Raw genomic sequence first — 15,576 nt, forward strand, 5'->3', positions numbered from 1 at the left:
CGAACTCAAATACTACGACCGGGTACCGAATACGCCAGACACCCGCAGCCTCAGGGAATTGCTAACAAAGCTTTACCGGCAAAAGGTGAATGCAATCTTTACGGCCACGTTCGATGCACGCCCTGCCGAACCGAGATCCTGCGCGTTTCGGTTCTTGCGAAATGCGCGAAGTCGTGGAAGGCTTCGTTCGATTTCAGGAGAGCTTGCCCATGACCGACACACCGATCCGTCCTCTCGTCACACGCCTGCTGCGACCAGCCCTTTTCCTTGCTTTTGCGGGCCTTGGCCTGCCTGCCCAGGCGGCCTTGTCAGGCTACTACGACAGCCTGGAGCGGATCGGCATGATCCTCGGGGATCCCCGCCTGCCCGATATGCTGAAGCAGCAGCCGATCGGCTCGATCGGTAATACGGGGACGCGAAAGGATGGCGCTTCGGAATGGACCATCCGCACACAGGACTGTGATCTCGTCGTCTACCTGATCCCGATCCTGCCGGATGGCCCGGGCAAGACCACGTACCAGCTCGACATTCCCAATGGTTGCGATTGAGGCAGAGATGAACCTGTTCACCCGCAGGCGAGTGTCGGAGCACATCTTCTATGTTCTGATTTGAGAAAATGGTGCCCGGAGGCGGACCGCGCATCCATGGCCATCCTCCACTGAATTTATTGCACTTTTTCGGGCTCTCCACAAGACTTGTCACACAGTCTAGCCCCTCAGGCCAATTGCCCCCTTACAAACTTTTTTCGTGCCCACCATCTACACTATGGGGAACCTGGGCAGGTATCTCCAGGTGCAAGCTTTTGCGGCTCCACGAGGTTTACTCTCGCTGTGTAGAATGTGAGCACGTCAAGCCATTTTACCATTATTTTTCATCTAGTTAGACGTATTGACAGCCTCCTGGAGTGGACTCATGCTTGGGTTATCAACGAACCCGAAACCAGGAGAAACCTCGTGCAGATCACCCTAGCCAAGAGCACCTTTGAAGCCACGGCCACAGGCGGCCTCGTCCATGTCCGCATAGGCAAGCTTAACGTCCAGGCGGAGACTTGGTGCCGCCTTCGCGACTTCTCCAAGTGGGACTTCTTCACCGAGATCTCACCGGATGGATTTGGCACCCGCCGCGCCATCATCGGCCCATTCGAACTCTTCATGCACTGGGATAGATCAGGGGCAGAATCCAATTCCCTTGGTCCTGAATAAGCAGACATCAAGCGCCTATCGAAATGAAACGTCTAAACCTCTGTTTCTGAAGCGAAAGCTGCTGACGAAACTCAATGGGCTTACTCTTGAACAGTCAATAGGCGTGGTTCTGAACAGCCAATAGCCTCCCTCCTGAATAACCTCCCGCCATTTGGCGGCTAGTTATTTGGCTTCCTCCTGAAGAAACCGACCAGCGCAACCGAGCGGCCCACGGCCTCCCGGAATGAGCACCCATGTCCAAAATCAACCGAGAGCCCCAGCCATGAGCCGACCAGATCTCGACCACCACCACACCATCCAACACCTGGAGACCATCCGCCGAAACTATCGCAGCAAGGAAGCCCGCAGGGGCATCGACCGAGAGCTAGAGATACTCAAGGGTCCTCACGGCCTCTTGCGTCACCCGTCCGACACCCAGAATGCAGTCAACACGGCAGACCTCACAGAGTCCCTCTTCATGGATCATGCACGGCGGCTCCGAGAGGCCCGTAAAGCCCGCGAAGCTGAGGCCCAGGCCAACCGCAAGTCCATCCGCCTAGTCCACCCCACGACCTAACACCCTCCCAACATCTCGCAGACCTGCCCAGCGCCGCCCCATGGGCCGGTGACTGGAGACCTATGCCCCGAGAAAGGAACCCAATGTCAGATCCCCAAGACCCCTCAGTAAGTCCGCAGATCCTCCAGGCCCTCCAGAGGGTAAAGGCGAAGCGGCAACAGTCCCCCACCTCCCCCACTCCCCAGACCACTCCGCAAGAAGAGCCGGGAATGCTCTCCCAAGCCGCCGACTTCGTGGGACGAGGCCTCCAGCAGACCCGAGCCACCTTGGGGTCAGTCTCCACGGGGGCCATCAAGTCCGCCTTTGAGGTGAGCGACTTTGCCCACGAGATGGCGGGAGATCCCGTCCAGCCGGAAGAGTGGAGCGGCTTTCGGCAGACCATTGAAGCTCAAGACAAGTTCTATGCGGACCTCTATGCGCCCGCCGCTATCGTGTCGGACATCTCCCAGTTTGCCACCGGGATGGTCGGCGCGGGGAAGGTCATGGGCCTCAGCAAGACCGTTGCGAAACTGAAGCAAGGGGCCACCTTGGCGCGGGGGACATACGAGACCGCACGAGGGGCCGCCACAGGGTTTATCGCAATCGATCCCCACGAGGACCGACTATCCAACCTCATCCAGCAATATCCCGCCCTGGAGAACCCCGTAACGGAATACCTTGCGGCAAGCCCTGATGACGAGGCCATGGAGGGACGCCTCAAGAACGCCCTGGAGGGCATCGGCCTAGACGTGGCCATTGCGGGCACCTTCGCGACGGCCCTCAAGGCCATGCGGTATATCCGACAGGGCGATGATGAGGCGGCAGAGGTCACACTGAAGGCGATGGACGAGTCCTCCACCCAGGAGGCCCAGCCCCCGGCAGTCAAGGAGCAGCTACCCGAGGCACCGGAGCAGACCGCCCCAGCGCAAGCCGCAAACCCAGCACCCGATGGGACCCAGCCTCCAGCCATCGACCCTATGTCCCAACCTGAGGCCGCGAAGACCCCAGCCGCCGCCCCGGTGGTGCAAACCCGCATTGAGGATGAGGATGTCTCCGCCATCATCAAAGGCGCGGAGGATGACCTTTCAGCGATCCGCCTCTATGGCAGCCGGGAGGAGGCCACGGCACAAGGCCACCGCTTCACCTCCAAGGGCTACCTCCCGTGGCAGAAGCTCCAGGGACCCGAGGAAGTGCGGACCCTCGTGGACAACACCGCGACAGCCCTCAAGGCCCGCCTGGGGGAACTCAAGGGCGGCGACGTTCTGTCAGACCCCAAGGTGCGGGAAATGGTCCGGGAGCGGGCCTCCATGTTCAACGAAGACACTGACCTCCTAATGGGGCAGCTCATCAAGGCTGGCGACAATGCGAAGTCCATGGTGGCGGACATGGAGGCGTCCTACCTCATCGCCAACAAGATGTTCCAGGATGCCTATGCCGTGGCCACCAAGATCCAATCGGGCATCCTCACGGACTGGGCTGGAGATGCCACCAAGGCAGGGGAGGAGCTGAAGCGGCGTCTAGCCGTTGCAACCGAACTGATGGGCTCCGCCAAGTCCATGAGCAGCGCCGCAGGGCGATCCTTGCGCCGTATGCGGTCAGAGTTCCAGGTGTCGCCGGAAGACATGGCCCTCCTGAAGGACATGGACCCTCAGAAGCTGGCTTCCCTTGTCTACGCCTCAAAGGGAGAGCCCAAGAAGCTCGCAGAGTTTGCAAAGCCCACCTTCCTCCGCCGCGCCATGGAAGAGGGTCAATACTCCCTGGTCAACAGCCTCCTCTGGCTATACCCCACCCACCTCGTCAACGTGACCACCAACGCCTTCATGTTGGCTGCACGTCCGACCGAGCGTTGGCTTGGAGGTCTTGCCCTGGGGGCCAAAGGCTCACCGATCCGGCATCAGGCAGCCAAGGAATACGGCTACATGCTGGGGTCCCTTGGCGATGGCTTCTCCGCAATGCTGGAGGCCTTCAAGCGTGGGGACAGCCGCCTCCACCCGCACCACTCTAGTGAGTTCTTCTCTGAGGGTGCCAGTGGTGTCCAGCAAGGAGCCTTGAACTTCAAGCCGCTCACCTCCCTGGAGAACATCATCCACAATGGCATGATTGCCGCCAACTATCGGAACGTTGTGGGCCTCCCCACGCGGGCACTGGGGGCCATTGACGAGTTCATGAAAACCCTCAGCTACAGGGCCACCGTCCAGTCCAAGGCGTATGTGGAAGCGACCCAGCGCGGCCTCTCGGGGCAGGACTTAGCCCAGTTCATTGAGCGCCGTCTCTCAGCCGCCTTTGATGACAGCGGACGGGGCACCGACTTGGCGGCACTGAAGGAAGCCCAGACGGCGACCTTTCAGCAGGATCTCCTGAAGGACACCTTTGGTAGGACCGTCCAGAACGCTAGGACCAAGCATCCCGTCCTGGGCTTTGTGTTGCCCTTCGTGAAGACACCTATCAACGTCCTCCGCTACAGCCACAAGATGACCCCCGGCCTGAACCTCCTCCAGAAGGAATATCGGCAGATGCTCACGGGGCAGCTTGGGACCGAACAACAGGCCCAGGCAATCGGACAGATGACCTTGGGGGCCACCTTCATGGCACTCATTGCCGTCCATGCGGCAAACGGGGGCATCACTGGAGGCGGTCCCGATGATCCGGCCTTGAGGGGCCAACTGGAGGCCACGGGATGGAAACCCTATTCGATTGTCTGGGAAGGTGCGGATGGCAAGCGCCGCTTCCTCCCCCTGGGCAAGTTCGATCCGGTCGGCCTTCCTGCCTCCATCGTCGTGGACATCGTGGAAGGTCGGAAGCTCAATGAAGACGATAAGTCTTGGGATGCCGCAGCGGGGGCCGCACTACTCAGCATCGGACAGCGGTTCTCAGATCGAACCTTCCTCTTCAACATTGAGTCCTTCCTCAGGGCACTGAAAGACCCAGAGCAGCATGGTGGCAAGTACCTGGGGCAGACGGCGGCCAACATGATCCCGCTCTCCTCTGCCTTGAGGGGATACGTGAATGATGACCCTTACATGCGGGAGGCCCGATCCTTCACCGACTACCTCAGGAAGGACATGCCTGGACTGTCCGCCGCGCTTCCTCCGAGGCGAGACGCCTTCGGGGAGCCGATCTTCCGCCGCATAGGTCTTACCAGCACCGACGAAGCGGACACGGTGGAGGCGGAGCAAAACCGCATCATCCTCGATACCGGGAAGGGACTAGGTGCTCCCGACCCGATGAAGGGTGACGTGGACCTCAGGGACTTCAAGCTCTCCAATGGTCGGACGGCTTATGACCTTTACCAGGAGTATATGGCGGAGCCTCCAGGCCGACCGAGCCTGAAGACGACCCTAGCGAAGCTCATCAAGTCCGACCTTTACCAAGACCTTCCAGACGGCCCCGGAGACATCAAGGGCACCCGCCTCAATGCCTTGCTTGGGGTGGTCGGGAAGTATCGAGAGGCTGCCTATAAGCGCCTCCTCATCGAACACCCGGAACTCAGCAAAGAAACCCTCAGGCGCAAGGCCCAGGTGGCAGCGGACCTCAAGAGCAACCGGACAGACGATCCAGGAGCAGGCCGCAAGCTCCTTGAGCGCCTTGGCTACTGACCCAACCGAGAGAAACATCATGGCACGAGAACCCTATCGGCCCATCTCAGGGCCTTCCGCAATCACGCCTGTAGCCCGCCCCGTGGACACCTATGTGCGCCCCGCCGAGCCTGCCCGCTCTCCACTCCATGAGTTGGCTGAGGGTCTGGCTTCGCTGGACACAGGGATGTCCGCCTTTCTGGCAAAGCGAAATGCAAAGGCTGAGGAGGCGGACAAGATCCGAGCCGAGGCGGCCTTCAACAAGAACAACTCCCTGGGGTGGGCTGAGGCAGTCCGACAAGGCAAGGTCCCTGCCCACGCCTCCCCGATCTTCATGCAGTCCTATAAGGCAGCCCAGGGCAATCTAGCGGGCATCCAGCTAAGGGACCAGTTCACCAAGGAGTACCTCTCCTGGGATGGACGCTCCAAGAACGACCCCCAGGCCTTCCAAGCCTTCCTTGGGGAGTTCGTCTCCAAGAGCATTGGAACAGATGATGTCGATGTCCTACGTGGTCTCAATCCTCACATTGAGGCCCTGAAGTCTGACGCTTACGAGGTCTTCTCCAGCGAGTCCGCCAAGTCCGTCTATTCAGGGGCCATCAGCACCCGTGGTGCGATCCTGGGCAGGACCCTGGAGGCAGCCAGCGATGATGAGCTTACGACTGGGCAGACTATCGACCACGAGGGCCTTTGGGGTGACCTCATGGAGCAGCGCCGTGTAGCCCTGGAGGCAGGCACGAGGGCGGAGGACTTTGACGGGCAGTTGGTGGAGATCATCACCTCCAAGGCAGTGTCCCTCAATAACCCCGATCTCCTGGGCCTACTGGACCGCACCACGGATGAGGCAGGGCTCCCGCTTAAGGACTACCCCAAGTTCGGCTCCATGAGGGACGAGGCGGTAAACGCCCTGGAGACCACGGGACGGCAGCGAATGCTGGACCGTGACCGAGCCCAAGAGAAGGCTGACAAGGAGCGGGAGAAAGCGGTGGTGGTGAGCGTTGCCCGCACCATTGCCCAAGACCCCAGTGCCGAGATCCCAGAGGAGGTCTTGAGGGAATGGGAGAAGTACAACCCCAAGGCCCGCAAGGATCTCGTGGAGCTACGCAAGAGCCTCCTGGACGGTGAAGACCTGGAGGACCCATCAGAGATCCTGAGGCTTCATCGGGACGTTGCCGAAGGGGCAGACCGGGAGGAGATCCTTGCGGCGGCGGCAGCGGGCAAGATCCGCAATCCCCAGACGCTCACTGGGCTCCTGGACCGTGTGGAGAAGTACCAGAAGGCACGGCGCGAAGGCGGCGGCATGATCGAGAGCCAGACCTCCAAGCGGTTCGTCAAGGAGATCTCTAGGCGCACCGCTCCCGCTGGACTGGAGGCGGACCTCTTTGGCAACTTCGCGACCACCGATGAAGGCCTCCAGGCTATCCAGGACTTTGAGTTTGGCTTGATGTCTTGGGAGGAGAAGAACCCAGACGCCTCCTTAATCGAGCGGGAGCGATACGCGAACGAGTTGGGAGAGGTCATCCTCAGCCGCATCAATCCAGATGCCGACGCAATGGACCCCACCAAGTACACGGGAGACGCGGACCTTGCCCAGCAGAAGGCACAGGAGCAGACATCTCAAGAGCCCCCCGTTGACATCGACTCTCTATATCAGGGGGACCAGCCACCGGCCTATGAGACATTGCCCAAGGCTTTCCAGGAGTACCTTGATCGTGAGGCGGGAGCCATGGGTATCACCCGTGACGAACTCAATGCGGCCATCTGGTCTGAGACCAAGGGCACCGACACCGAGGCCCAGCAGCGGGACCTGGAGGCTGCTCCTAAAGTGGACCCTGAGACGGGCCTCATCGTACCCCCTGAGCAAGGAGACACGGGAGGCGATATGTCCGAACTGGCCGACAGCCTGGGCAGCCTCATTGACGGTTATGTCAGTGGAGAGGAACCAGCAGCCGTCACCGCGACTGAAGAGGCGGGAGAGCATCGCCCCATCCTCGATCTCCTGGGCGACTCTGAGGGGACCGACAAAGGCAGGGGCTACAATGAGACCCTCGCCTATGGAGCCTACACGGGCGGCCCAGTGGAACTCACCAAGATGACACTAGGGGAGGTCAAGGAGCTTCAGCGCAACATGCTGGCCCACCCAGATAACTCTTGGAACTCCTCCGCCGTGGGCCGATACCAGATTGTTGGAAAGACCCTCCGCAGTCTTCAGCAGCAGATGGGGCTACCCGATGACACCATATTTGACGAGCGCCTCCAGGATGCCATGGCGATCCAACTCGTAAAGGGTCGGGGGTATGATGCCTGGAGGAATGGCGAGATTGGGAATGGTGCTTTCCTGACGGCATTGGCCCAAGAGTGGGCCTCCCTTCCGACTGCACGGGGACAGGGCTTCTATCCAAACCAGAGGGCAGCCGTCGATAAATCCACAGTTATGTCCGCCTTTGCAGGACTGAGGCCCCTCAGCGCTGGGCAGGAGGCAATAGACTCCATCCTCACAGACAGCGGCCCCCAGGAGGTACCCCCAGCCTACGCGAAGATCCCAGACGACGAGGTGGAGCAGTTCCTCCAGTGGAACCCTGACCCCGTGGGCAATCATGAGGTCAACCTTCAGACCATCAAGCCCCAACTGGCAGATGTCGTGCGCCGTGCCCAGGAGTTGGCTGGGGTCCGCTTCGTTGTCGGCTCTGGCAAACGGGATGCAGACCTCCAGAAGAAGGCCGTGGAGTGGGGATGGTCACAGACCAATGAGTCCAACCACCTGGAGGGGGACGCCGTGGACCTCTGGCCTATCGATGAAGAGGGAGCCGTGGTCTTCGATGAGGACATGCAGGAGGCGATAGCCCAGGCCATGAAGCAGGCCGCCGAGGAACTCGGTGTCACCATCGGATGGGGTGGCGATTGGAAGCGCTGGAAAGACCGCCCCCACTTCGAACTCAAGAAGGCCCGCACCTGAAGCAACACCGGGAGGCTCCTTAGTTGGCCTCCCGGCCATCCTTACAGACACAGATTGGAGATGCCATGGCCACCGGAAGCGATGCGCCAAGCCTAACCGCATACTTACACCTTGAGTTTGCCCCCTTCGACAAGACCGACGACCGCCGCCCCTTTGGTGTCTCCGCCACGGTGGAGGAGCCGGGAGGTGAGGTCCGCACGTTCCAGGGCTACGGCTTTGCGGACGACCAGGAGTTCCCCCGAGCCGCCGCCGTGCATCAGCTACTTGAGGCCCTGCCCCATGCCCCTCGCCTTGCAATCCACATGGCTGGCCTTAGCACCCGCCTAGACCACTTCAAGCGCGGCAATGGGAAGAAGAGTGACGGCTCCCGCTTCATCGGCTCCCGACACCTGGAGGCGCTCCTTGCGGCACGTGAGGCCAACCTCCTGGAGATCCTGAAGCCGCCTCAGAGTTTCACCACGGGTTACCAACTCGCAAAGCACGGCGCGAAGAAGTCCCTTGAGGAGGTCCGCAAGAGCAGCACCGCAAGGGGCAACGTGGAGGCGGTCTTCAATGCCAACACCCTCATCCATTTCCGGGAGACCACCAAGTGACGGCAGCGGGCCAGCAGCTACGGCAGGATCTCAGCGAGGTCCCCACCAAGTTCTTCGACCAGTGGCTTACTCCAGGCCCCGGCCCCCTGGAGGAGCTTGCCGAGGGGATTGCGGACGAGGTGGAGCGGACCATCAAGACCAGGACGCGCCGCGATGCCGCCTCCCGCCGTCGCTTCATCGTGGGGAACTACGTGGCAAATCTTGCTCACCTGAGGCTTTGGCCTGGGGTGGGCTCAGAGGCCCGCCTTGCCATCTCCACGGCTCATCTGAAGCCGACCCGCTATGACCGCGAAGATTACCCTTATGGGCTCAAGGGGAAGGTCATGGAGGCGATGGAGGAGGTGGGGGTCCTTCGCACCCACGATTATGTCTTCAAGCGTAAGCAGACCGCCGTGGAGCCCACCGAGGTCTTCAAGTCCAGGCTTCAGTCAATCGGCATCCGCCCTGCCCATATTAGCCGTGACCCAGGTGGGGAGACCATTTGGCTTGCAGCAAGGACCGGCGTTAGGTCTCGGTTCGGTGGGCCTACCCCTAAGCGGACAATCCCCTATGAGGACACCACAGAGAGCAACCGTTTTCGAGAGGAGATGGCGCGGATCAATGCCACTCTCTCCACCTCAGGGCTCACATTTGGAGGGGAAGCCGTGGCCCCGTTCCTCCTCCGCCGCAACTTCCTCCTGAGAAGCCTTCAAGACCCCGTGGAGTTCAACCTCAATGGCAGACTGGGCGGCGGCTTTTGGATGAGCCTATCGGCCAAGCAGAGACACAAGCTGGCCATTCGGGGGGAGCCGGTCGCGGATCTGGACTACTCCGCCATGTTCGCCCATCTGGCCTACGCTAGGTGCGGGGAGCCTATGCCGAATGTTGACCCCTACCAGATCCCAGGCCTGGAGGATCACCGAGACGGGGCAAAGCTGGCGCTCATCTCGCTCCTCTCCCGCTCGTCGGACATGCAGCTCCTCTCCCCGAAACTCAAGGCGGCTCTTCCTGAAGGCTGGACCGCCAAGAAGCTCGTAGAGGCTGCCACCCGCCACCATCCGCGCATTGCCCATCTGTTCGGGACGGACGTGGGGCTGGACCTGATGTTTACTGAGAGCCAACTCCTGGTCCGCCTCCTGCTCGACCTGGGGGAGGAAGACATCCCATCCCTCCCGATGCATGATGGGGTCATGGTGGCGGCCCAGGACGTGGAGCGGGCACGATGGAAGATGCAAAGGGCGGCTCTTGATGCACTAGGCGTTGCGTTGCCCATCAAGGAGAAGGCCATATGGCAGCCAACTTGAAATAACTCGCCACTATACCCCCCCTCCCTGCTCCCTCCCTCCTAGCCCTGCTCTTGGAGTTGGCTTGAAGTTCGACTTCATGTGGGGAGGGATGATAGATCCCCATCTCCTCCAGGACTTGAAGGCAGACGCTAGGAGTTCTCCTTCAAGCTCCAATGCTCAAGGTAGCCTCTATGAACACCTGAGGTAGTCGATGATGGAGAGAGGTGTCTACCACCCCCAATAGGCGTAGTACATGAGGCCGACCTGATGCCCTTCATAGAGCAGAGCCCAATAGGTTCCATACATGAAGCCGACGCAATACCCTTACTATATGAAGACCCCAATGAACGCCCTATGTGACGCCCAGCCTCAGGACACATTAAGCTTCCTATATGTAATAACATGATGTTCTGCCTCAGGTTACCCGTGAGGGAGGCATGAAGCTGGGCCTTTAGGAAGCAGTGAGGAGGAGAGGTGTCTCCCCAGCCTGGAGGTGGGCATCAGGTTTGCTTTAGGGAGAACTTAAAGGCGGCCTCGTGTCATCCTATCAGTGATTGTTTTCGGTCCCTTGCTTTTGGTGCTCAAAGTGACCGCCTTGGTACCGGGATAGGGGATTGGGACGGCTAGTCCTTAACCTCGAACTTCCACCTCAACCCCTCGACGTGTCCCCAGGTACCAGCGGCCCCCTCGGGGAAGCCATAACGCAACCTAATATTTCGTGCGACGAGCAGCGCTTGGTGGGCCATCTTCCAGCACACAGGAGGAAAGCTCTCCAAGGCCTCCTCTCCACCCACCTCGTCCGACAGGAAGAACTGACTTGACTGGACCGCTTCGTGGTCAGACCGCAGGGTATAAGCCAGATGCATTACATCCGTTCCCACATTACGCCAGCCATCAGGATCTTCAGGGAACTCAGGGAAGTCGGGAAGCAGAACCCAAATATGGCCCATGGCTCCTCGTGAACTGTCCCAGTTGTCGACATCAAAGAGCCGACTAATGCACTGCGCCGCATAGCTCTCCATCTGAATGACGACCCTAAAGGCCAGGAAGGACGCTTGGTTCCTGCCCGTCTTGAAGTACTGATAGAGGGTGGTCCCAGCCTCCACTATGGCCGTCCCGATGCCTGCCCCAATGAGTGCAGGGAGTATCTCTTCCCAGGTCATACGGTCTGCCTCACCATGCGGTCACACGCGCCTGTTAGGACGAGAGGGCCAATTGATCTCCGCTCTGGTTCCAAGATAGAAATCCCCACCGCACGAGAGGCATTTATTGATGTCCTGCTTGGAGGCCGTCTTGCCCTGGAACTGGAGGAGTGACCTCTTGCCATTCTCAAAGCAGACTGGGCAGAGCTTGTGTGGAGGCTCCCCATTCGCAGCGTCTTCCTTGAGTTCATACGCATAGGTGCCTTCGCCAAAGTCCCTAAGCTGATACCTTGCGGCAGTCGCTTTCCAGTCATCCACGGCGGCGACCTTGGCCTTCAACTCTGAGTTCTCCTGAAGGAGTTCAAAGAGCTGGGTCTGGGCAGCCATGGCGGAGGATTGGGCACCCAAGATGATGTCTTGCATCTCGATGACCTTGGAGCGGATCACGGTGAGATCATTGATCTCCTTGATGGTCTTCCCAATGTCCACGGCGGTCTTCAGGCCACCCGCCAAGCCAGTCAACAGCGCTAAGTCTACCAAAGGTTCTCTCCTTGTTCGGTACCTGAGGGTTCCATCGAGTCGGTCTAATAGTCAACGCACAAAGCGTGAACACACAGCAATCCACCGGACATGCAAAATGGGTCACTCACGCGACATCTGGAATGAACGTGCCAGCGGTCGCACTTCCCCCCGTGCCCCCCAGGCGGAAATTTGCAGAGTGCCTGCTCACCGGAGGGACCTACTTGTGTTGGCTGGCCACCTCTTCCGCCTCACACCTAGCGTACTCCTCCGCCTCCTGGGCAAATGCAGTCGCCTTGCGGGCCACCTCTATGGCCTCATTCATGTAGTCCTGGAGGTCATCGACATACTCCTCCACTTCGTTCTGATACGAGGTGATCTCCCAATCATCACACGTGTGGGTCCCTGAGTAGCCGAACCCCTGGAGGCAATACGGCACGTCTGGCTTTGAGAGAGACGATGGGGCCGTGGGCATCGAGAGATAGACGGACGGCTCGTAGCAGGCCCAGGAGGCCGATGCGGAGGAGAGGAGCAAGGAGGCAGCGATAGCAATGCGGATCATGAAGCACCTGGACGAGAATGTGTCTGAAGACATTACTCATGGTGGTGCAACCGCGACAGACAAACTTTGGGTGTCCACAGTCTCACTAGACCTTGCCCTTGTGAGTCTGTCTCAGAGATAGCCGAAACAGTCTCACACGAATGGGTATTGACTTTTGAGATGCATAGTCTCATATTGTCTTTATGTCATGTGAGACTTTGAGGAGATCACCCTATGAGCAGCCCCGTCTTGATTGGATATGCCCGCACCTCCACCACCGACCAGAAGGCAGGACTTGAAGCCCAGCTACGAGACCTCCAGGCGGCGGGATGCACCAAGATCTTCAAAGAGGAAATCTCCTCAGTTGCGGACAAGAGGCCCGAACTCGACAAGGCCCTGGAGTGGGTACGTGAGGGGGACATCTTGGTGGTCACCAAGCTGGACCGCCTAGCCCGCTCAGTGGCAGACCTCGTGACTATCACCGGGAGGCTCAAGGAGAAGGGGGTAGAGCTTCGCATCCTCACCATGAACCTAGACACCGCCACTCCCACCGGAAAGCTCATGTTGAACCTCCTGGGGTCCATCGCTGAGTTCGAACGGGAGCTAATGCTGGAGCGTCAACGGGAAGGCATCGCCAAGGCCAAGGCTGAGGGTCGATACACTGGCAGGCAGCCCACGGCCCAGCGGAAAGCCCATGAGGTCTTGAAGCTGAAGGCAGAAGGCAAGAACGTCCCCCAGATCGTGGAGGCTTTGGGCATCAGCCGTGCTAGTGTCTTCAGGATACTCAAAGAGGCAGCCTGACGATGGACCAGAAAGACAGCCCCCACCTTGGACCAGACGAGAGAGATCGATCCGTAGCAATCCTACGCAGCGTATCGGGCTCAGTCCCGGTCTTGGGACCCTTCCTTTCAGAGATCATAACAAACGTGATTCCGAACCAGAGAATGGATCGACTGGAGAGGTTTCTCCGCCTCCTGGACGAGCGCCTAGAGGGCTTGGAGGAAGGGCAAAAGACAGCGATCAACGGAAAGCCTGAGGCCGTGGCCCTGTTGGAGGATGGGGCAATGTTGGCCGCACGTGCTGTCTCGCCGGAAAGGTTGGGACACATCGTGTCGCTTGTATCTAGCGGCCTGAAGGACGAGGACAGGAACTTGCTGAAGTGGCGAAGAACCCTTGGCATCCTTGAGCAGTTGGATGACCTAGAGGTGGCAATTCTCTACGCCTACCGCGATCCCATCTTGTCGTTCAGAGAGCTGGAGACCCTCAGACCCCAGGCGTTGACCTACATAGGTTCAGACGCGACGGGACATGAGGAAGAGGCTTCCTGGAAAGCATCCCTGAATAAGCTGGAGCGGCTCTCCTTGCTTTCGTTCTCCCAGAAGACTGAGAAGGGCCTTGGCCGTACCCACTTCCCCATCTACGACGCCTTCGGAAGACCTGAGGGCTCTCACTCATTGTCCACTTTCGGAAGGGCATTCCTGAGGGCAATAGGTCTTAATGTGAGTGACCCAAGGTAGTCACGGCGGCTATTCCAGGATCTGGTATTCTGGGAAGGCTTTCATGGCGTCAACCTTCGTTTGCAGTGAGACGGACCCGTAGGCCCTGCCCACTGTCACCGGAGCATGACCACAGATGGCGTCCAGCACCTTCTCTTGGATGTCCGCCTCAAAGCCACGGGTTTTAAAGGTGTGCCTCCAGCCATGGTTAGGGGCCACATTGGGGTCCGTCACTATCTTCCGAGCGAACTCGGCTAGGCGGTTCTTCTTGCTCCTCCAGACACCTCTAGCCGTTGCTCCTGGCTTGATGTCCATGAACAAGAAGCCGTCCCTGGTCGCATCTACAAACTTCCCAAAGCCCATCTCCAGGAGATGAGGGTGGAGCGGGATCTCCCTCGCCTCCTTCCCCTTTACAGTGCCCGCCTCAGGGGTAATCGTCATGACCCAGGAGCTAGTCCCGTGGTCATACCTGATGTCTTCTTTGCGAAGCTGGACGAGTTCCCCGACACGTGCCCCAGAGTAGGCGCATAGCCAAGGGATCCACCGACAAGCCAACTGAGTGCGGTTCGGCCTGGAGACACCACTAAGAACCTCATTGGCGGCCTTCAGGAGTGCAGTGGCCTCTTCTATCGTGAAGTCCCGCTCCCTAAGCTTGATCTGCCTAGCCGCCTTGACCGTGACACCCTTGGCTGGATTGGCGGAGATCTTCAGGTTAGCCACGGCCCAGTCAAAGACACTACGCATCCCTGAGAGATCGATACCCCTGAAGGTCTTGGGGGTGATGGGTCTGCCCGTCCTTGCATCTGGGGTAGCTAGGCGGTGATCCTTGTATTTCACTATGTCCCCTGGGGTCACCCTGGAGGCGTCATCATGCCCGAGGAAAAGGGAGAGCCTCCGAAAGGTGGCCTGATAACCCTCATAGGTGCTTAGGGTCAGTCCCGAGGCCTTTGCTTCCTTCCACCATCCATCCACGAGACCAGTGAGTGACACCTCATCGGAGGGGCCTTTATGCCGTGGCGCTTCGCCTTGCTGAGGTCTCTCCCATTTGGGGAACCGAGCGGCCACCGGATCGGGGCTATAGTCCCCACCCGCTCTCTTGGCCCCAGCCTCAAGACCCTCCACGAGAGCCCTGTAAAACATGGGCACCACTAGCGCTTTAGTCTCCCCAGAGACGAGCGGGAAGCCATCCTTCAGGAGCAGCCCGTCCACAATGCGGCTTAGTCCCTCTAGGTCCCTCTGGGCTTCATCAGTTCCTTGGCGGTCTCTAAAGGCGGCGGCTGCCTCACGGGTTAGCTCTTCGTCCTCCGCCTCGTCCAGCCGATAGGAGACTTTCCAATTTCCACGCTCACCCTCCAGGACCATCGTCCTGACCTTATCGGGTCCAGCAGCCCAGCCCTCATAGAGCTTGCCCGCAAGTGCCGTAGCTTGGCGATGGGTGAGCGTCAGGGGCCGACTGTTGCGGACCTCCTCAAAGCGGTCCTCAAAGTAGCTTAGTGCAGCCGCTTGGCGCTTCTTGATCTCTGAGGGATGAGAGGTGCGGAGGGAGAAGCGTATCGAACGCATCCCAGGCTTTAGGGCCACCAAGACATCATCGCGACGGTCTTCCGAGAGAGGCACGACGAACTTTACGCCATCCATCCGGCCCACGAGGTCGGACGGTATACGCTTCTCAAAGTACGCCTTGGAGGAGCCGCTTCGCTTCATGGGACTAGCCAGCCTAATGCGCAATGTCACACACCTTTGTCACACAGT

13 protein-coding genes are annotated in these 15,576 nt (G+C 59.5%); 9 read left to right on the plus strand and 4 right to left on the minus strand.

All coding sequences use genetic code 11. The features are described 5' to 3' along the window. Nucleotides 1-209: 209 nt before the first annotated feature. The 7 genes from IP76_RS18445 (at nt 210) to IP76_RS18475 (ending at nt 10,144) form a co-directional block, all read left to right on the plus strand. Nucleotides 210-548 (plus strand): hypothetical protein, encoded by a 339-nt coding sequence (locus IP76_RS18445; RefSeq protein ID WP_156318635.1) that lies wholly within the window; start codon nt 210-212, stop codon nt 546-548. 405 nt (nt 549-953) lie between these two features. Beyond that, nucleotides 954-1,202 carry a hypothetical protein gene (locus tag IP76_RS18450; RefSeq protein ID WP_054159709.1) on the plus strand — a complete coding sequence of 83 codons (249 nt, stop codon included), beginning with the start codon at nt 954-956 and terminating at the stop codon, nt 1,200-1,202. 262 nt (nt 1,203-1,464) lie between these two features. After that, the gene (locus IP76_RS18455) at nt 1,465-1,758 is read left to right on the plus strand and encodes a hypothetical protein (protein ID WP_054159710.1); all 294 of its coding nucleotides are present in this window, start codon (nt 1,465-1,467) and stop codon (nt 1,756-1,758) included. A gap of 209 nt (nt 1,759-1,967) precedes the next feature. Further along, nucleotides 1,968-5,333, plus strand: a complete 3,366-nt coding sequence (locus tag IP76_RS18460; protein WP_156318636.1) for a hypothetical protein — start codon at nt 1,968-1,970, stop codon at nt 5,331-5,333. 166 nt (nt 5,334-5,499) lie between these two features. Next, nucleotides 5,500-8,268, plus strand: a complete 2,769-nt coding sequence (locus IP76_RS23370) for a M15 family metallopeptidase (protein WP_197278380.1) — start codon at nt 5,500-5,502, stop codon at nt 8,266-8,268. 65 nt (nt 8,269-8,333) lie between these two features. Further along, nucleotides 8,334-8,861, plus strand: a complete 528-nt coding sequence (locus tag IP76_RS18470; RefSeq protein WP_054159712.1) for a hypothetical protein — start codon at nt 8,334-8,336, stop codon at nt 8,859-8,861. Further along, the gene (locus IP76_RS18475; RefSeq protein ID WP_054159713.1) at nt 8,858-10,144 is read left to right on the plus strand and encodes a hypothetical protein; all 1,287 of its coding nucleotides are present in this window, start codon (nt 8,858-8,860) and stop codon (nt 10,142-10,144) included. The genes IP76_RS18470 and IP76_RS18475 overlap by 4 nt, the downstream gene beginning before the upstream one ends. A gap of 605 nt (nt 10,145-10,749) precedes the next feature. Here IP76_RS18475 and IP76_RS18480 read toward each other — a convergent pair. The 3 genes from IP76_RS18480 to IP76_RS18490 all read right to left on the minus strand — a co-directional run bounded on the left by IP76_RS18480 (nt 10,750) and on the right by IP76_RS18490 (nt 12,349). Next, entirely contained in the window at nt 10,750-11,289 is a 540-nt protein-coding gene (locus IP76_RS18480; protein ID WP_054159714.1) for a hypothetical protein, read from the minus strand. A gap of 21 nt (nt 11,290-11,310) precedes the next feature. Beyond that, entirely contained in the window at nt 11,311-11,808 is a 498-nt protein-coding gene (locus tag IP76_RS18485) for a hypothetical protein (RefSeq protein WP_054159715.1), read from the minus strand. A gap of 199 nt (nt 11,809-12,007) precedes the next feature. Beyond that, nucleotides 12,008-12,349, minus strand: a complete 342-nt coding sequence (locus IP76_RS18490; protein WP_054159716.1) for a hypothetical protein — start codon at nt 12,347-12,349, stop codon at nt 12,008-12,010. Between the two features lie 213 nt (nt 12,350-12,562). Here IP76_RS18490 and IP76_RS18495 point away from each other — a divergent pair, with 213 nt between their 5' ends. After that, entirely contained in the window at nt 12,563-13,129 is a 567-nt protein-coding gene (locus IP76_RS18495; protein ID WP_054159717.1) for a recombinase family protein, read from the plus strand. Between the two features lie 2 nt (nt 13,130-13,131). After that, nucleotides 13,132-13,845, plus strand: coding sequence for a hypothetical protein (locus IP76_RS18500; RefSeq protein WP_054159718.1), 714 nt, complete (start codon nt 13,132-13,134; stop codon nt 13,843-13,845). A gap of 9 nt (nt 13,846-13,854) precedes the next feature. Here IP76_RS18500 and IP76_RS18505 read toward each other — a convergent pair whose 3' ends face one another. Then, nucleotides 13,855-15,528 carry a tyrosine-type recombinase/integrase gene (locus IP76_RS18505; protein ID WP_082352606.1) on the minus strand — a complete coding sequence of 558 codons (1,674 nt, stop codon included), beginning with the start codon at nt 15,526-15,528 and terminating at the stop codon, nt 13,855-13,857. Between the last annotated feature and the right edge of the window lie 48 nt (nt 15,529-15,576).

The sequence above is a fragment of the Rhizobium sp. AAP43 genome (genome assembly GCF_001296045.1).
GTDB lineage: Bacteria > Pseudomonadota > Alphaproteobacteria > Rhizobiales > Rhizobiaceae > Allorhizobium.